The following is a 16714-nucleotide window of genomic DNA, read 5'->3' on the forward strand; positions in this document are numbered from 1 at the left end:
CGGAGTGGTCGTGGAGCCGTTCACGAGACCGTGGTGCGGCCCCAGTTGTCACCGCGCGGGCTGCTCGTCTCCACCAGGACGCAGCGGGTTCCGTTGAAGGAGGCGGGCATGCACTTGTTGCAGTGGATGCACAGGGAGCGGGTCTTCTCGTCCGCGCGGATGCGGTTGATCAGGTCCGGCTCGCGGAGCAGGGCGCGGGCCATGGCGACGAACTCGAAGCCCTCGGCCATGGCGCGGTCCATGACGGGTTTGTCGGTGACTCCGCCGAGCAGCACCATCGGCGTCTTCACCGCGGCCCTGATCTGTTTGGCGTCCTCCAGGAGGTAGGCGTCCTGGTAGGGGTAGCTGCGCAGTTTCTGCTTCCCGAAGAGCTGCACGCCGAGTTTGACCGGCTGGGGCATGACGGCGGCGAACTCCTTGAGCGGCGCGTCGCCCTTGAAGAGGTACATCGGGTTCAGCAGCGAGCTGCCCACGGTGAGTTCGAGTGCGTCGAGGCAGCCGTCCGCGTCCAGCCACTGGGCGACCGGGATCGCCTCGTCGAGCCAGATGCCGCCGGGGACACCGTCGTCCATGTTCAGTTTGGCGAGGACCGCGATCCGGTCGCCGACCGCCTCCCGCACCGCCGTGGTGATCTCGCGGGCGAACCGGGCCCGGTTCTTCAGGCTGCCGCCGTAGCCGTCGGTCCGGTGGTTGATCTTCGGGCTGAGGAACGAACTGGCCAGGTAGTTGTGGCCGAGGTGGATCTCCACCGCGTCGAAACCGGTGTCGGCGGCCATCCGGGCGGCGTCCGCGTGGGCGCGGGTGATGCGGCTGATGTCGTCGCGGGTGGCTTCCTTCGCGAAGCTCAGCGAGGTGAGGTGGAACTGGCGGGACGGCGACAGCGCGGGCAGCCGGTTGCCCTTCGGGTTGGCGACGGGACCGCCGTGCCCGATCTGCGCCGAGACCGCGGCGCCCTCCGCGTGGACCGCTTCGGTGAGTTTGCGCAGGCCGGGCGCTGCCTCCGGTTCCCAGAGGAGCTGGTGGCGGTCGGTGCGTCCCTCGGGTGCGACCGCGCAGTACGCAACAGTGGTCATCCCGACACCGCCTGCGGCGTACCTGCGGTGGAACTCGATCAGTTCCTCGGTGACCCTGCTGCGGTAACTCAGGGCCTCGTAGGTGGCCGCTTTGATGATGCGGTTGCGCAGCTGCACCGGGCCGAGACGGGCGGGCGCCAGTACGTCGGGCACCGCGGGGCCGTCAGGGGTCGAGGGGGTCTCAGGGCTCATGAAGATTCCTCCGTCCACGCGCGGGGCGTGGGGCGTGTGGTCATCCGAAGTGGGCCTGGCCGCCGTCGAGCGGAACGGTGGCGCCGGTCAGGTAGCGGGCGTCGGGGCCCGCGAGCATCACGACCGCACGGCCGATGTCCTGCTCGCAGTCACCGATGTATCCCAGGGGAATGGTCCGGCGGAACGCCTCCGCCTCCTCCGGGTTGGTCTCCGTCCAGCTCTTCAGGCCGGGCGAGAGTGCGTGCGGGGCAATGGAGTTGGCCCTGATCCCGTCGGCGCCCCATTCGGCCGCCGCGGTGCGTGTCAGCGAGCGCAGGGCCTGTTTGGCAGCCGCGTAGGCTCCGTACGTCGTCGGATCCCAGCGCACCATCGCCGAGCTGACCAGGTTGATGATGCTGCCCCCTCCGTTCCTCCTGAGGTGCGGATGGCAGGCCTTCATGAACGCGAAGGCGGCGAACGGCCCGCTGTGGAAACCCCGTCGGAAGTCGTCCTCGGTCATGGACAGCAGGCGCCCGTAAGCTCCGTCGTAGGCGTTGTTGACGAGAATGTCCACACCTCCGAGGTCGGCGACCACGCTGTCGACGACTGCGGGGATCGTCTCGGTGCGGCTCACGTCGCACACGTACGCCTCTGCTCGCACACCGCGTTCCCGCAGCGTCAGGCAGGTGGTCTCCAAGCGGGCGCGGGTGCGTCCGACGACAGCGATGTCCGCGCCTTCGGCCGCCAGCGCCAATGCGATTCCCTGGCCCACCCCCTGGCCTGCGCCGGTGACGAGTGCGACCTTCCCCGCGAGGGTTCCCATGGGTGTTCCTCCCGTGATCATCTCCTGGAGTGCCCCATCATCGGGGCGGCGTGGTGCGGGTGGTCGGGGCTGTCCCGCTCATCGGGACCGGCCGCCCGGCGGGTTCGGGTGTCGCGGCCACAATGTCGGCGCACGGGCTCGACGTCACCGAGGGAGAGATGTGCCATGGCCAGGCCGACGGATCAGCATGCGGTTCCTTCCGCCCCAGCAGCCGGTCCCACCGGACCGGGCGAACCGTTCGAACTCGTCGACGAGGAGGTTCTCGGCGCCCGGATGCCGGTGTTCAAGAACCGTCGCAGAGCGCTGCACGAACTGCTCGCCGACTCGTTGCGCCACGGTGAGAGCGACTACGTGGTCACCACGGACGAGCGGCTGACCTTCACGGGGCATGCCGCGCTGGTCTCGTCGCTGGCCGAGTCGCTGCGTACGGATCACGGAGTGCGCAAGGGCGACCGGGTGGCCATCGCGGCGGCCAACTCGCCCGAGTGGATCATGTCGTTCTGGGCCGCGGTGTCCATCGGGGCCGTCGCGGTGGGCTTCAACGCCTGGTGGTCGGGGCGTGAACTGGCCTACGGCATCGGACATGTCCGGCCCACGGTGGTGATCGCGGACGCCAAGCGGGCCGCGCTGATCGACGATCCGCGGGTGCCCGTGCTGAGCGTCGAGACGGACGTGCCGCTCCTCGCCCGGAAATACCCGCAGGCCGCGCTGCCGTCCTGCGACGTGGCCGAGGACGACCCGGCCGTCATCCTCTACACCAGCGGCACCTCGGGCCTGCCGAAGGGCGCGGTGCACTCGCACCGCAATCTCCTGGCCGTGGTGGACTTCCACGCGTTCAGCAACTCGCGCGCGCAGGAGTACGGCGGACCGGCCGCCGCCGCGCGCCGCCATCTGCTGGCGCTGCCTCTCTTCCACATCGCCGGTCTGCACAATCTGGTGGTGCCCCAGCTCGCGGCCGGCGGCACGGTGGTGATGCACCGGGGTGCGTTCAACGTGGACAAGGTGCTCCGGCTCATCGAGCGGGAGCGGGTCACCAACTGGGGCGCCGTGCCCACCATGGCGCACCGGCTCGTCGAGCACGGCGATCTGTCCGGTTACGACCTGTCGTCACTGACCGCCTTCTCGCTCGCCTCCGCACCGTCGTCACCGGCGTTCAAGGACCGGCTGCGCGAGGCGCTGCCGGTGGCGCGGCAGGCGTTGGTGGACAGTTACGGACTCACCGAGACGTCCACCGGGGTGGCCGCGGCCACCCCGGCGGAGCTGGCCGAGTTCCCGGGCACGCTGGGCAGGCCGAACGTCACCGTCTCGGTGGAGATCCGGGATCCCGCAGGGAACGCCCTTCCGGAGGGCGAGGAGGGCGAGGTGTGTGTGCGCAGCGCGTTCAACATGCTGGGCTACTGGGAGGATCCGGAAGCCACCGCGAAGACGGTCCGGGCCGGGCGCTGGCTGCACACCGGTGACATCGGCCGGATCGACGGGGGCCTGCTGCGGCTGACCAGCCGGCGTTCGGACCTGATTCTGCGCGGTGGCGAGAACGTCTATCCGGCCGAGATCGAGAACGTCCTGGCGGAGCACCCGGGGGTGCGGGAGTGCATCGTCCTGGGCGTGCCCCATCCGGACCTGGGGCAGGAGGTCGGCGCGGTGGTCGTGACGCAGGGCGAACCGGCGCCGACCGAGCGGGAGTTGACGGCGTACGCACGCGAGCGGCTGGCCCACTACAAGGTGCCGTCCCGGTGGCGGATCACCGGCGAGGAGCTGCCGCGCGGGGCCAGTGGGAAGGTCGTACGCCGGGACGTCCGGCTCTGACGGACAGCGGCGTACGGGGGCGGGGCGCCGGATGGATCCGGCGCCCCGCCCCCGTACGCCGGTCACGCCCGTGCGGCCGGTTCGTCACCGTCTCAGCGTGGCCGCTCCGGCTGGACGGCGATGAACAGCCCCTCCGCGCTGACGCAGACCTTTCCGGCGGCCGTGATGGCGCCGGCCGTACTGATCTTGCGTCCGTCGACCGATGTCTGACGGCCCGTCACGGTCAGCGGTTCGAACAGCGGGGTCGGCCGGTGGTAGCGCAGGGTCAGTTCGGCGGTCATGCCCGACGGGCCGCCCCAGTGGTTGGCCACGCCGAGTGTGTGGTCGAGCAGGAGCGCCGAGACGCCCCCGTGCACGTACCCGGGCGGCCCCTGGTACGGCAGGCCCAGCGTGGTGGTGGCGGTCACCGAACCGTCGTCCTTGCCCCGCAGCACGAGCGGCGGGGCGATGGCGTTCTCCGGGCCGGTGACCGGGTCGTGGCGGGTGACGCCCTCCCCGGCCCACATGGTGACGAGCCGTTCCTTCAACGGCGGGGCGTGCTCGTCGAGATGGTCGGCGACCTCGTGGAGCGTGCTCGTCACCCGGCCGAGGTCCGCGCCGGGCGCGTCGCCCGCGGCGAGCAGGGCGGCGATCACCCTGCGGGCGGCGGCCACCGCGGCGTCGACGCCGGTGTCCCGGGTGTCGGCGGTCAGGGCCGGACGGCTGTCCTGCGGCCGGGCGGTGTGCACTCCGGGCTCCGCGGTCATGACGTCACCTCGGCGGTCGCCCGGCTGAGCACGGGCGCGCCGTCGCGTTCCGGGCAGGTCGATTCCAGGGTGAGCGCACCGTTCTCGCGCCAGACCGCCGTACGGAGCGTCTCGCCCGGCAGAAGCGGTCCCGCGAACCGGACCGACAGTCCGGTGAGTGCGTCGGTGTCGCCGTCGAGCACCCTGTCGACCAGGGTCTTGGCCAGCACTCCGTAGGACGCCAGCCCGTGCAGGACGGGCCGTTCGAAGCCCGCGGAGGCTGCGAACGCGGGGTCCGCGTGCAGCGGGTTGAGGTCTCCGTTGAGCCGGTAGAGCAGTGCCTGTCCCTGGGTGGTCGGTACGTCGACGACCTGGTCCGGCGCGCGATCGGGGGCCCGCCAGGGGGCCTCCGTCCCCGGGTCGCCGCCGAAGCCGCCCTCGCCGCGGGCCCAGATGTCCATGGTGGCGGTCCACAGCGGGGCGCCGTCCGGGTCGGCCGCGATCTGTTCGAGGGTGACCAGCGCGGCCTTCCCCTTGTCCCGGAGCCCGGCCACTCGGGTGGTGATGTCCGCGGTGCCCGAGGACGGGAGCGGCCGGTGCAGGGTCAGCGCCTGTCCGGCGTGCAGCATCCCGCGCGGGTCGAGGTCGAGGCCGGGCAGGTCGAGCGGCGCCGCCGCCCGCTCCCCGGCGGACGGTCCACGGCCGGCCACCATGGCGAAGGTGGGCAGTACGCGGAGCCCGCGTTCGTAGGTGTACGGGAGTTCGGGGTCGGTGGCGGCGTGCGTGCCCGCGCCCAGCGAGAGGTGGTACAGGAGGACGTCCCGCACGGTCCAGCTCACCCGCTCGGCCGGGGTGGTGGCCCCGAGCGCCTTGTCGGGATCGATCGGCATCGTCTGTATTCCTTCGTTTCTTCGCTTCATTCGTTCGCTGTCCGGCCGGTGCCGGACGGCGTCGGCCGCGCTCGTGGGGTCGACCGGTCAGCCGCGCGGTACCGGAGCGGGATCGCGGGCGAGTCCCAGCAGGCGCTCGCCGATGATGTTCAGCTGTACGTCGGTGGTGCCGCCCGCGATCGACAGGCACCGGGTGTTGAGGAACATCCAGGTGGCGGTGCGCGGCCGGTCCGCCCGCACCGGCGGACGCGGCTCTTCCGGGCCGGGGTCGCAGGCGGGTGCCACCGTCAGCGCGTCGGCGCCCTGCCAGTCCATCGCGGTCTCCCACACCTGCTGCATGTGTTCCACACCGAGGAGCTTGGCGACGCTGGACTCCGCCCCCGGCTGCCCGCCGGCCAGCGAGCGCAGGGTCTGGCGCAGGCCGAGCAGCCCGGTCGACTGGGCGTCGCAGAGGATCTGGCCGAGCACCGTGAGCCGTTCCTCGCCGGGGTCCCGGCCGGCGAGTGCGAGCAGTTCCTCGCCTCCGGAGCCGAGCGAGGAGTCGTTCGAGAGCGAGACGCGCTCGTTGGCCAGCGTCGTGCGGGCGAGTTTCCAGCCGTCTCCCGGACCTGCGACCAGCAGGGCGTCGGGGACGAAGACGTCGTCCAGGAAGACCTCGTTGAACAGGGACTCGCCGGTGAGTTCACGCAGCGGACGGATGTCGATGCCGGGGCTGCGCATGTCCACCAGGAAGTAGGAGATCCCCCGGTGCTTGGGCACACTCGCGTCGGTGCGGGCCAGGCAGATGCCCCAGTCCGCCTCGCGCGCCATGGACGTCCACACCTTCTGCCCGGTGAGCCGCCAGCCGCCTTCGGCCCGCTCCGCCCTGGTGCTGAGCCCGGCCAGGTCGGATCCGGCTCCCGGCTCGCTGAACAGCTGGCACCAGACGAGGTCGCCGCGGAGCGTCGGCGGCAGGAAGCGGCGTTGCTGTTCCTCGCTGCCGTGCTCGATGAGGGTCGGTACCACCCAGCCACCGATGATCATGTCGGCGGGTTCCAGCCCCGCCGCGCTCAGCTCCTCGGCGATGACGAGCTGCGCCACCGCGTCGGCGCCCTTGCCCCAGGGGGCCGGCAGGTGCGGGGCGGTGTAGCCGTGCTCCGCCAGGTAGCTGGTGCGCTCCGCGCCGTCCAGCGCGATGGCGGGCGCGAGTTCGGCCCGGGTCCCGGCACGGACCGTCTCGGCCTCCGGCGGCAGGTCGACGGAGAACCTGCGACGGGTACCGGCGCGGGTGAGTGCGGCGACCCGGCGCTGCCAGCCGGTGGTCGGTCCGAGCAAGATGCGGAGCGTCTGGGCGCGGCGCAGGTACAGTCCCGCGTCGTGCTCCCAGGTGAAGCCGATGCCGCCGAGGGTCTGCACACAGTCCTTCGCGGTGGTGAAGCCCGCCTCGACACTCGTGGCGCTCGCGACCGCCACGGCGAGGGCGGCCTCCTCGGGGGTCCCGACGGCGCCGGGGTCCTGGGCGCGGGCCGCGTCCCAGGCGCACGCGCGGGCCTGTTCGGCGCGGGCCGCCATGCGGGCGCAGCGGTGCTTGACCCCCTGGAACTGTCCGATCGGCCGCCCGAACTGCTCGCGGACCTTCGCGTACTCGGCGGCGGTCGACGTGGCCCGGTCGGCCAGCCCGGAGGCCTCGGCGGCGAACAGCGTGGCGGCGAGGTCCAGGGGCAGCCGGGGGTCGATTCCGGAGAGCAGCCGCTCCGGGGAGAGTTCCAGGTCCCGCAGGGCTACGCGGACCAGCCGGCGTGTCGGGTCGTGGCTGTCGACGGCGGTGACCTCGGCGTCCGTACGGGCCACCACTGCCCAGCGGGTCCGGCCGCGGGACTCGACCGGCAGGACGAACACATCGGCGGGCCCGCCGCCGAGTACCGGCGCGGAGGTGCCGGAGACCCGCAGGGTGCCCGCCGCGTCCCGGGTCGCCGTCAGGGTGCCCGGGGCGAGGGCGGTGGCCCCGACCGTACTGCCGTCGGCCAGCCCCGCCAGCCGGTCCCGGTGGCCCGCCCGGTCCAGGACGGCGCTGGTGAGCACCGTGGACAGAAAGGGGCCGGGGGCCAGGTTGCGGCCCAATTCCTCTGTCACCACGGCCAGTTCGAGCATGCCGTAGCCGGACCCGATGTCCTCGGGAAGATGCAGGGAGAGCAGCCCCTGTCCGGCCAGGGCCGCCCAGAACGGCGGGAGTTGCTCGGTCCCGGCGTCGGCGGCGGCGCGGACGACGGTGGTGGTGATGTGCCGTGCGGCGAAGGCACGGACGGAGTCCCGCAGGTCGCGGTGCTCCTCGGTCAGTCCCATGGTCATGGTGGTTCAGATCCGTTCGATGATGGTGCCCGTGGCGTGGGCACCGCCGGCGCACATGGTGACGAGAGCGGTCGACTTGTCGGACCGTTCGAGTTCGTGCAGGGCCTGGGTGGGCAGCCGGGCACCGGTGGAGCCCACGGCGTGTCCCAGCGCGATGGCGCCGCCGTTGACGTTGACCCGGTCCATGTCGGCCCGGTGGACCCGCGCCCAGGACAGGACCACGGAGGCGAACGCCTCGTTGATCTCGACCAGATCGATGTCGGAGAGTTTCATCCCCGCCCGGCGCAGTACGTGTTCGGTGGCCGCGACGGGCCCGTCGAGGTGGTAGTACGGGTCCGCGCCGACCATGCCGGAGGCGACGATCCGGGCGCGCGGGCGCAGCCCGAGTTCCCTGGCCCGTTCTGCGCTCATCAGCAGTACAGCAGCCGCCCCGTCGCTGATCTGCGAGGAGTTGCCCGCGGTGTGGATGCCGTCGGGCACTACGGGACGCAGCCCGGCCAGCCCCTCCGCGGTGGTCTCCCGCAGCCCCTGGTCCCGGGTGACGACGGCGGTCCGGCCGGTCGGCTCCCCGGACTCCAGGACAGGGGCCCGTACGGGAACGATCTGGCTGTCGAACCGGCCCGCCGCCCAGGCCTCGGCGGCCTTGCGCTGGGAGGCCAGACCGAAGGCGTCGACGTCCTGGCGGGTGATCCCGCGGTTGCGGGCGATCCGTTCGGCCGCGGTGAACTGATCGGGCAGGTCGAGTGCCCAGCTCTCCGGTACGGGTGATCCCGTTTCCGGCGTACTGGCCTGGCCGAGGAACACCCGGCTCATGGCTTCGACACCGCAGCCGATGCCGATGTCGACGGCGCCGGACGCGATCAGCCCGGCGATCAGGTGGACGGCCTGCTGGGACGAGCCACAGGCGCAGTCGACGGTGGTGCAGGCGGTGGTGTACGGCAGGCCGCTGTGCAGCCACGCGGTGCGGGTGACGTTGTTGGACTGCTCCCCCGCCTGCGTGACGCAGCCGCCTATCACCTGGCCCACCTGGTCCGGGGCGACGCCCGCGCGTGCCACGACCTCCTGCTGCACCGTGCCGAGCAGTTCCGCGGGGTGCAGCCCCGACAGGACGCCCCGGCGGCGTCCGACCGGGGTGCGTACGGCTTCGACGATGACGGCCTCAGGCATGGGTCCTCCTCGCAGTGGTGGCCGCGACACAGCGGCGGCCACCACAAAACTAGAATCAATTCTCGTTCAGTACAAGGGAAGGTCGCCCGTTTCTGTCGGGGCGTCAGACATGCTCCCCGGGTGTCAGAACTGCTCCGGTCCGCGGAGCGTGGCCTCGGCGCCGCCGTCGACGTACACCACCTGACCGGTGATGTGGGAGTTCTCCGGCGCGGTCAGCCAGGCCAGGGCGTGTGCCACGGTTTCGGGGTCCGCGTATCCGTTCAGCGGCATGGGGACGGCTTCCCGCATCACTTCACGCATCCGCTCGTCGGCGACGAGTTCCGCGGACATGGGCGTCAGGACCACGCCGGGGGCCACCGCGTTGAGCGGGATCCCGGCGTCGGCCCAGCCCGGTGAGACGCAGGTGCGCCGGAGCCACTGGGCGAGCGCCGCCTTGGACGAGGGGTAGAGCTGCCGCGCGTCGCCCCGGGCGACCGCCTCCTCCGCCCGCGCCGTGGCAAGGGACTCGTCACCGGACAGGCAGGCGGCCACGATCCGCGGATCGCCCTGCTGTGTACCGGAGATGGAGCCGACCACGCCGACCCGGGGCCGGTCGGCCGCGGCGAGGGCCGGGCGCAGGGCCGTCACTAGCTCGGTGGTCCCGAAGTAGTTGACGCTGATCATCAGCCGTCCGGGCGCCGCCACCCCGGCGCAGGTGATGAGCGCGTCGAGGACGCCGTCGCAGCGTTCCAGGACTCCGCCGACGGCGCTCGCGCGGCCGTCGGGCGTGGAGAGGTCCGCGCAGACCTCGGCGTCGGCCAGGTCGACGCCGATCACCTCGTCACCGCGCGCGGTGAGCAGGGCGGCCAGCGCGTGGCCGATACCGGAAGCGGCGCCGGTGACGGCGACATGACGTGTCATGGGTTCTCCTCGGTGGCAGTGCCGGCCGGTGAAGGGTGCCGGTGGGGTCCGGCCGGGCGGGCCGCGCAAGCAGGACGGGCGGCCGACGGCCGGACGCTAGCGGGCGGGCCGCACCCCGCGCGGGCTCCCTCCCGCTCACCGGGAGAGGAGATCCCGAACCGGCGCGACGTATGCCCCGCGCCGTGACCGCTCAGTGGGACCGGCGCCCCGGCACCGCCCGGGGAGCGGTTGGCTGGCTTTCGCAAGGAATTCCGGCCGGTTCCCGCCCCCGGGACGGGCAACGGGCCTCGCCGGATCAGTCGGCCCCTCGTATCAGGAGAGACACATGGGATCAGCTCTCAGGCCGCCGGGCGGCCGGATCACGGTCGTCACCGCGGTCGCGACCGTCGTCCTCGCGGGACTCACCCCGCTCGCGGCGCAGGCCCACGAACCGCATGCCCCGGCCCCGGTCTCGGACACGGCCGCCGGAACCCTCCCCGGTCAGCGCGGCTCGCTGCTCACCGAACGGACACTGACCGGAGTGGCGGCGCTGCCGAGCGCGGCCGAGAACCGCACGGTGACCTATCTGTCGGAGGACAGCCAGGGACGCCGGATCGTGGTGTCCGGCACGGTGTCCCTGCCGAAGACACCACCGCCGCCGGGCGGCTGGCCGGTCATCAGCTGGGCGCACGGCACCACGGGACTGGCCGACATCTGTGCCCCGTCGGCCGACACCCCGGACGGCCCGGAGCACGAACAGCTCGCCCAGCAGGTCCAGACCCTCGACCAGTGGGTGACACACGGCTACGCGGTCGTACGGACCGACTACGAGGGCCTGGGAACCCCGGGCGACCATCCCTATCTGAACGGCCGCAGCGCGGCGAACACGGTCGTGGACTTGGTCAGGGCGGCCCGCAGGGTCGACCCGCGGGTGGGCCGTCGCTGGCTCGCGGTGGGGCACAGCCAGGGCGGTCACGCGGCGCTGTTCTCGGCCGCCGCCGCTTCCACCGGCAAGGACGTGCAGCTGGTCGGCGCCGTCGCCATCGCCCCCGGTGGGTGGGAAGTGAGCCAGACCGTGCCGTACATCCGTGCCGGCGGTCCCGGCGCCCAGGCCTCCGTGGCCTTCCTGCCCCCGCTGCTGCTCGGCGCGGCGGCGGCGGATCCGGCGGTCGTCCCCGAGGACCTGCTGACCAAGAAGGCCCTGCCGCTGATCACCGCCGCCCGTACCGGCTGTCTGGAGAGCGTGCGTGAGGTGGCGGCGACGATCCCGCCCGAGGACGTCTTCAAGCCGGACGCCGATGTCGCGCCGCTCACCGACTACTTGAAGAAGCAGGAGACGGGCGGACTGAAACTGCGGGTGCCCACGTTCGTGGCGCAGGGCGCGGACGACCAGCTCGTCGCGAGGTCCACCACCGACGACCTGGTGAAGAGTCTGCGCAAGACGTCACGCGACGTCAGTTACCGGGTGTATCCGGGTGCGGACCACCGCGGTTCCATCGCCGCCTCGTGGGGTGACGCCGAGAGGTTCGCCGACGCCCTGTTCTCGCAACACCGGCCAAACGCCTCGCGCTGAGCCGGGCACCGGGGCCTTCACGCGCGAGCGGCGCGGCCGGCTTCGCGCAGGCCCCGGTACTGGTTCAGAGCAGGTTGTCCTCGACGGTGAGACCGAACGCGCCCCGGCCGTACATGGCCAGGGTGCGCTCCACGTCGTTCGCCACGTGCACGCTCCCGGCGTGCGCGTCCCGCCAGGCGCGCTCGACGGGGTTCCCCCGCCGCAGGGAGTTCCCCCCTGCGGTCTTGAAGAGGATGTCGACGGCCTCCAGCGCCCGTTCGGTGCCGCGCACCTGGTCGCGGCGGGTCCGCAGCCGCAGTTCCATGGGGATCTCACCGCCGTTCGTGGCACAGGCGTACAGCTCACCGATGTTGCGGTCCGTCTGGAGGACGGCGGCATCGATCTCGGAGGCGGCACGCCCCACCGCGACCTGGGCGAATCCGTCGTCGGCGAACCGCCCTCCGCCCAGGCTCCGCCGGGACCGCTCCCGCATGGCGTCGACGTAGGACCGGTAGCACCCGGCCACGGCGCCGACGACGGGTGCGGTGATCGCCGAGGTGAAGACGGCCCCGAACGGCATCCGGTAGAGCGGTCCCGGGTTCACCCGCTGCCCCGGCCCGCGCAGCCTGGAGTGCTCGTAGTTGCGCAGGGTCCGGTGCGCGGGGACGAAGACCCGGTCGGCGGCGATGTCGTTGCTGCCGGTGCCACGCAGCCCGATCACGTCCCAGACGTCCAGGATGCGGTAGTCCTCCCGTGGCACCAGGACCGTCATGAAGTCGACCGGCTTGCCCTCGGCGCCCACCAGCAGCGCGCCCAGCAGCGCCCACGAGGCGTGGTCGCAGCCCGAGGAGAAACTCCAGCGGCCACTGAGCTCGTACCCGCCGTCCACCGGGGTGAGCCGGCCGACGGGGGCGTACGACGACGAGATCAGCGTGTCCGGGCCGGGCCCCCACACCTCGTCCTGGGCGCGCTCGGGGAACAACCCCAGCTGCCAGGCGTGCACACCGAGCACGGAGGCCACCCAGCCGGTCGAGGCGCAGGCGCCGGAGACCTCCCTGACCACCTCGTAGAAGTGCACGGGGTCGCTCTCGGCCCCGCCGTACCGCTTCGGCTGGAGCATCCGGAAGAATCCGGCCGCACGCAGTTCGCGCACGCTCTCACCGGGCACCACCCGGTTCTCGTCCGTCGCTCCCGCGCGCTCCGCGATGGCGGGGAGCAGCGGGCGGACCGACTCCAGAACGCCGTTGCTCGCCATGTGTCCTCCCAGGTGTGTCGGAACTGCCGGGATCGATGGTGCGCCGTGTCACCGCCCGGCGCCCCGGGCGGTTCCGGTCAGTGGGACTCGGCGGTTGCCGCGCGTCACCGGCGCCTACGTTTCGGGAGGAGGAATCCGGGCTCTCAAGGGATGGGTGAGCATGACCGCAGTGGAGTCTCAGAACGACGGCGTCCGCAGTATCGAGGCAGCGGCGGCCCCGGCCCGCTTCGCCCGTGGCTGGCACTGTCTGGGCACGGCCGCGAGGTTCAAGGACGGTTCGCCGCACGCGATCCACGCCTTCGGGCAGAAGCTGGTCGTCTTCCGGAGCGGTGACGGCTCGCTGAACGTTCTGGATGCCTACTGCCGGCACATGGGCGGTGACCTGTCGCAGGGCACCGTCAAGGGCGATGCGCTGGCCTGCCCCTTCCACGACTGGCGGTGGGGAGGCGACGGACGCTGCCGGCAGATCCCGTACAGCCGCCGGGTCCCGCTCAGGGCGCGCACGGCCGCCTGGATCACCATGGAGCAGGACGGTCTGCTGTTCCTCTGGAACGATCCCGAGGGCAATCCGCCGCCGCCGGACGTGACGATCCCCCGTATGGCGGGAGCGGGCAGGGACGACTGGACCGACTGGCTCTGGAGCGAGATCACGGTCAGGAGCAACTGCCGCGAAGTGATCGACAACGTGGTGGACATGGCGCACTTCTTCTATGTGCACTTCTCCTTCCCGACGTACTTCAAGAACGTCTTCGAGGGGCACGTGGCGAGCCAGTTCCAGAAGGGTGTCGGCCGCGAGGACCGGCGCCCCGCCGCGACCGGCGACGAACCGAAACTCCTCGGGAACACCTCGGTGGCCGCCTACCACGGGCCGTCGTTCATGATCGACGAACTGACCTACCACTACGACCGGATGGACCTGAACTCCGTCCTGATCAACTGCCACTACCCGGTGGACGAGAACTCCTTCGTGCTCCAGTACGGCGTGATGGTGGAGCGCAGTGACGCGCTCGAAGGCGACGCCGCGGACGAAATGGCCGCGAAGATGGCCGACTTCATCAGGATCGGCTTCGAGCAGGACGTGGCCATCTGGCAGAACAAGACCCGCATCGACAACCCGCTGCTCTGCGAGGAGGACGGCCCGGTCTACCAACTGCGCCGCTGGTACGAGCAGTTCTACGTGGACGTCGCCGATGTCCGGCCGGAGATGGTGGAGCGGTACGAGTTCGAACTCGACACGGAGCGCCCCGTCGAGGCGTGGCGCAAGGAGGTCGAGGACAACCTCGCCCGCCAGGCGTCCGAGGGCGCCGCAAGTGGGCCGTCGCGGTGACGCCGCGGGACAACCGCCTGCTGGACGCGCCCATGCGACCGGTGGCGTGCCTGCGGTGCGAGGCCACCGTGCTGGTCCGCAAGAGCAGTTGGCACCAGACCAGCATCCAGTGGGACGGCGCCGCCATGTCCGCGTGCGCGGAGCGGCCGGCCGCCGCGACGGACGCCGGGCGGCTCGAGACCTGCCGGTCGCTGCGTGACAGCGTCCGGCAGGCGGCGCTGACCGGCGCCATCGAGGTACCGGACCCGCGGACGGAAGACGCAGCAGAGAACGACGCGGACGACCAGGCAGACGGCGAGAGGAGCACTCCGTGATCGACAGGGGCACGTACGGACCGTGGGCGGTCGTCGCGGGCGGATCCGAGGGGGTGGGATCCGCCTTCGCCCACCAGTTGGCCGACGCCGGTCTCAACCTGGTGCTGATCGCCAGGAAGCCCGGACCGCTCCATGACACCGCGGAGCAGGTACGCGCGAAGGGCGTCGAGGTCCGCACGCTGGAACTCGACCTCCTCGCCCCGGACGCACTGGGAGCGGTCCGCGCGGTCACCGACGGACTTGAGGTCGGGCTGCTGGTCTTCAACGCGGGCGCCAACAGTTACGGCCACGAGTTCGTCACCGGCGACCTCGACGGGGTACAGGGCGTCATCGACCTGAACATCACCGCGCAGCTCCGGCTCACCCACCATTTCGGCGCCCTGATGAAGGAGCGGCGCCGGGGTGGCATCCTGCTCGTCGGTTCGCTCGCCGGGTACATGGGCCAGGCGCACATGAGCATCTACTCCGCCGCGAAGGCGTTCGGAAGGATCTTCGCGGAAGGGCTGTGGCTGGAACTCAGGGAGTACGACATCCAGGTGCTGGAGCTGGTGCTCGGCGTCACCCGGACCCCCGCCATGGTCCGTGCCGGACTGGACTTCGACCTTCCGGGGCTGCGGGTCGCCGACCCCGAGGACGTGGCGCGGGAAGGGCTCGACCATCTCCACGAGGGGCCGGTGCGGATCGCGGGCGGCAACGAGGCGACCGCCGCGCAGCGCGGCGGCCCGGACCGGGCCGCCCTGGTGGCGGGGGCGCACGAGGCGTCGAAGCGGCTGCTCCGCCGTACCTGAACCCGCCCCGCTGCGGCGGCGCTCGTACCTCCGCTCCGCGGACCTCCCGAACAAGCCTTCTCCGTAAGCCTTCTCCGTAAGTCATCTCCGTAACGAAAGGTGCGCCGATGCGCATCGGTATTGTCAGCCCCGTCGTGACCCGGGTCCCCGGCGCGCACGCGGAGTGGGAACGCTCCGCCGGCATCGAGGAACTCGCCCGGATCGCACGCACCGCCGACGGGCTCGGTTTCCATCACCTCACCTGCAGCGAACATGTCGCCGTCCCGGCCGATGTCGCCGAGCAACGGGGCGGCACCTACTGGGATCCGCTCGCGACCCTCGGCCATCTCGCCGCGCACACCGAGCGGATCCGGCTGGCCACCCAGGTCCTCGTCCTCGGCTACCACCACCCGCTGGAGATCGCCAAGCGGTACGGCACGCTCGACCGGGTCAGCGGCGGCAGGCTCGTACTCGGCCTCGGTGTCGGCAGTCTGGCGGAGGAATTCGCCCTGCTGGACGCCCCGTTCGAGGGGCGCGGGGCGCGCGCCGACGACGCGCTCGCCGCGCTGCGCGCTTCGCTGTCCCGGCGCGAACCCGAATACCACGGCGCGTTCTACGACTTCGAGGGCTTCGTCGTCGACCCGCACGCCGTCCAGCCCCAGGTGCCGTTGTGGATCGGCGGGCGCACCGCCCGGTCGCTGCGCCGGGCCGTGGAGTACGGCGACGGGTGGGTGCCCTTCGGGCTGCCGGTGGACCGGCTGGCCGAGATGCTGGCCGCCGCGGAACTCCCCGAGAACTTCGACGTGGTGCTCTCCGCGGGGCGGACCGACCCCTCCGGGGACCCGGAGGCCACCGGACGTGCCCTGCGGCGGGTACGGGAGGCCGGGGCCACCGTGGTGAGCACCGCCATCGACGCGCGCTCGGCCACCCACTACTGCGAACAGCTCGAAGCACTGTGGGCGCTGGCCGGGAAGGCCGACTGACAGCCGGGAGGCCGAGATGACAGTGATGCACGGGAACGACGGCACCGGTGCGCCTGGCCGGGACGGCGCAGCCGGTACGCAGGGCGCGGACGGGATCGCGCGGCGCCTCGCCGCCGTCGAGGAACGCCTCGCGCAGTTGGAGGACGAACGGGAGATCACCCGGCTGATCGCCTCGTACGGGCCGCTGGCCGACAGCGCGGAGGCCGATTCGGTGGCCGCCCTCTGGGAGCCGGACGGCGTGTACGACGTCGAGGGGTGGCTGATGACGGGCCGCGCCGAGATCGCCGCGATGGTGGGTTCCGAACGGCACGGACAGTGGATCTCCGGCGGCTGCGCGCATGTCGTGGGGCCGCCCCGGGTGACGGTGACCGGTGACGAGGCGGTGGCGGTCTGCCATTCGCTGATGGTCGTGCACGGCGAGAGCGGCTTCACGGTCCACCGGGCGACCGCCAACCACTGGCGGCTGCACAGGAGTTCGGCCGGTTGGCTGGTGACGTACCGGACCAACCGCGTGCTGGACGGGCGCCCCGAGTCGCCCCGGCTGCTCGCGTCGGGTTTCGAGTCCGGGGCCTGACCGTCCAGAAGACGCGGCGGTGTGCCGGGAGGGAAGCGATTCCCTCCCGGCACACCGCTGTGCGTTCCGGTCCGCGCTGC

15 protein-coding genes are annotated in these 16714 nt (G+C 72.0%); 7 read left to right on the top strand and 8 right to left on the bottom strand.

The annotated features are described in order from the left end of the window. Positions 1-20: 20 nt before the first annotated feature. Entirely contained in the window at positions 21-1265 is a 1245-nt protein-coding gene (locus OG709_RS02290; RefSeq protein ID WP_250300062.1) for an NADH:flavin oxidoreductase, read from the bottom strand. Between the two features lie 40 nt (positions 1266-1305). Then, positions 1306-2067: an SDR family NAD(P)-dependent oxidoreductase gene (locus OG709_RS02295; protein ID WP_266644503.1), complete on the bottom strand. Its 762-nt coding sequence runs from the start codon at positions 2065-2067 to the stop codon at positions 1306-1308. 165 nt (positions 2068-2232) lie between these two features. On the opposite strand from OG709_RS02295, the gene OG709_RS02300 reads away from it, so the two are divergent. Beyond that, positions 2233-3873 (top strand): class I adenylate-forming enzyme family protein, encoded by a 1641-nt coding sequence (locus OG709_RS02300; RefSeq protein ID WP_329164580.1) that lies wholly within the window; start codon positions 2233-2235, stop codon positions 3871-3873. 92 nt (positions 3874-3965) lie between these two features. Here the strand turns inward: OG709_RS02300 and OG709_RS02305 are convergent, their stop codons facing one another. The 5 genes from OG709_RS02305 to OG709_RS02325 all read right to left on the bottom strand — a co-directional run bounded on the left by OG709_RS02305 (position 3966) and on the right by OG709_RS02325 (position 9883). Beyond that, positions 3966-4619: a PaaI family thioesterase gene (locus OG709_RS02305; protein ID WP_266644499.1), complete on the bottom strand. Its 654-nt coding sequence runs from the start codon at positions 4617-4619 to the stop codon at positions 3966-3968. Beyond that, on the bottom strand, positions 4616-5488 hold the full coding sequence (locus tag OG709_RS02310; RefSeq protein WP_326695409.1) for a MaoC/PaaZ C-terminal domain-containing protein: 873 nt from the start codon (positions 5486-5488) through the stop codon (positions 4616-4618). Before OG709_RS02310 ends, OG709_RS02305 begins: the two co-directional genes overlap by 4 nt. Before the next feature lie 87 nt (positions 5489-5575). Next, positions 5576-7816, bottom strand: a complete 2241-nt coding sequence (locus tag OG709_RS02315) for an acyl-CoA dehydrogenase (RefSeq protein WP_329164582.1) — start codon at positions 7814-7816, stop codon at positions 5576-5578. A gap of 6 nt (positions 7817-7822) precedes the next feature. Further along, entirely contained in the window at positions 7823-8983 is a 1161-nt protein-coding gene (locus tag OG709_RS02320) for a steroid 3-ketoacyl-CoA thiolase (protein ID WP_329164584.1), read from the bottom strand. Between the two features lie 123 nt (positions 8984-9106). Then, positions 9107-9883, bottom strand: a complete 777-nt coding sequence (locus tag OG709_RS02325) for an SDR family oxidoreductase (RefSeq protein ID WP_250300085.1) — start codon at positions 9881-9883, stop codon at positions 9107-9109. Between the two features lie 325 nt (positions 9884-10208). Here OG709_RS02325 and OG709_RS02330 point away from each other — a divergent pair, with 325 nt between their 5' ends. Further along, on the top strand, positions 10209-11435 hold the full coding sequence (locus tag OG709_RS02330; RefSeq protein ID WP_250300087.1) for an alpha/beta hydrolase family protein: 1227 nt from the start codon (positions 10209-10211) through the stop codon (positions 11433-11435). Positions 11436-11499: 64 nt separating this feature from the next. Here the strand turns inward: OG709_RS02330 and hsaA are convergent, their stop codons facing one another. After that, the gene (gene hsaA, locus OG709_RS02335; RefSeq protein ID WP_250300088.1) at positions 11500-12669 is read right to left on the bottom strand and encodes a 3-hydroxy-9,10-secoandrosta-1,3,5(10)-triene-9,17-dione monooxygenase oxygenase subunit; all 1170 of its coding nucleotides are present in this window, start codon (positions 12667-12669) and stop codon (positions 11500-11502) included. 160 nt (positions 12670-12829) lie between these two features. Here hsaA and OG709_RS02340 point away from each other — a divergent pair, with 160 nt between their 5' ends. The 5 genes from OG709_RS02340 (at position 12830) to OG709_RS02360 (ending at position 16634) form a co-directional block, all read left to right on the top strand. Beyond that, positions 12830-13996, top strand: coding sequence for a Rieske 2Fe-2S domain-containing protein (locus OG709_RS02340; protein ID WP_266644493.1), 1167 nt, complete (start codon positions 12830-12832; stop codon positions 13994-13996). 32 nt (positions 13997-14028) lie between these two features. Further along, positions 14029-14310, top strand: coding sequence for a ferredoxin (locus tag OG709_RS02345; protein ID WP_250300093.1), 282 nt, complete (start codon positions 14029-14031; stop codon positions 14308-14310). Further along, positions 14307-15098: an SDR family NAD(P)-dependent oxidoreductase gene (locus OG709_RS02350; protein ID WP_329164589.1), complete on the top strand. Its 792-nt coding sequence runs from the start codon at positions 14307-14309 to the stop codon at positions 15096-15098. Before OG709_RS02345 ends, OG709_RS02350 begins: the two co-directional genes overlap by 4 nt. A gap of 107 nt (positions 15099-15205) precedes the next feature. Next, positions 15206-16060 (top strand): LLM class F420-dependent oxidoreductase, encoded by an 855-nt coding sequence (locus tag OG709_RS02355; protein WP_329164591.1) that lies wholly within the window; start codon positions 15206-15208, stop codon positions 16058-16060. 16 nt (positions 16061-16076) lie between these two features. After that, positions 16077-16634, top strand: coding sequence for a nuclear transport factor 2 family protein (locus OG709_RS02360; RefSeq protein WP_326695407.1), 558 nt, complete (start codon positions 16077-16079; stop codon positions 16632-16634). The last annotated feature ends 80 nt before the right edge of the window (positions 16635-16714 follow it).

The sequence above is a fragment of the Streptomyces sp. NBC_01267 genome, assembly GCF_036241575.1.
Taxonomy (GTDB): domain Bacteria; phylum Actinomycetota; class Actinomycetes; order Streptomycetales; family Streptomycetaceae; genus Streptomyces.

What these genes read in the sequence shown, in the direction of transcription:
- OG709_RS02290 (WP_250300062.1), bottom strand. Translation starts at nt 1,265, where the DNA reads ATGAGCCCTGAGACCCCCTCGACCCCTGACGGCCCCGCGGTGCCCGAC.
- OG709_RS02310 (WP_326695409.1), bottom strand. Translation starts at nt 5,488, where the DNA reads ATGCCGATCGATCCCGACAAGGCGCTCGGGGCCACCACCCCGGCCGAG.
- OG709_RS02325 (WP_250300085.1), bottom strand. Translation starts at nt 9,883, where the DNA reads ATGACACGTCATGTCGCCGTCACCGGCGCCGCTTCCGGTATCGGCCAC.
- OG709_RS02340 (WP_266644493.1), top strand. Translation starts at nt 12,830, where the DNA reads ATGACCGCAGTGGAGTCTCAGAACGACGGCGTCCGCAGTATCGAGGCA.
- hsaA (WP_250300088.1), bottom strand. Translation starts at nt 12,669, where the DNA reads ATGGCGAGCAACGGCGTTCTGGAGTCGGTCCGCCCGCTGCTCCCCGCC.
- OG709_RS02315 (WP_329164582.1), bottom strand. Translation starts at nt 7,816, where the DNA reads ATGACCATGGGACTGACCGAGGAGCACCGCGACCTGCGGGACTCCGTC.
- OG709_RS02295 (WP_266644503.1), bottom strand. Translation starts at nt 2,067, where the DNA reads ATGGGAACCCTCGCGGGGAAGGTCGCACTCGTCACCGGCGCAGGCCAG.
- OG709_RS02330 (WP_250300087.1), top strand. Translation starts at nt 10,209, where the DNA reads ATGGGATCAGCTCTCAGGCCGCCGGGCGGCCGGATCACGGTCGTCACC.
- OG709_RS02305 (WP_266644499.1), bottom strand. Translation starts at nt 4,619, where the DNA reads ATGACCGCGGAGCCCGGAGTGCACACCGCCCGGCCGCAGGACAGCCGT.
- OG709_RS02360 (WP_326695407.1), top strand. Translation starts at nt 16,077, where the DNA reads ATGACAGTGATGCACGGGAACGACGGCACCGGTGCGCCTGGCCGGGAC.
- OG709_RS02320 (WP_329164584.1), bottom strand. Translation starts at nt 8,983, where the DNA reads ATGCCTGAGGCCGTCATCGTCGAAGCCGTACGCACCCCGGTCGGACGC.
- OG709_RS02345 (WP_250300093.1), top strand. Translation starts at nt 14,029, where the DNA reads ATGCGACCGGTGGCGTGCCTGCGGTGCGAGGCCACCGTGCTGGTCCGC.
- OG709_RS02355 (WP_329164591.1), top strand. Translation starts at nt 15,206, where the DNA reads ATGCGCATCGGTATTGTCAGCCCCGTCGTGACCCGGGTCCCCGGCGCG.
- OG709_RS02300 (WP_329164580.1), top strand. Translation starts at nt 2,233, where the DNA reads ATGGCCAGGCCGACGGATCAGCATGCGGTTCCTTCCGCCCCAGCAGCC.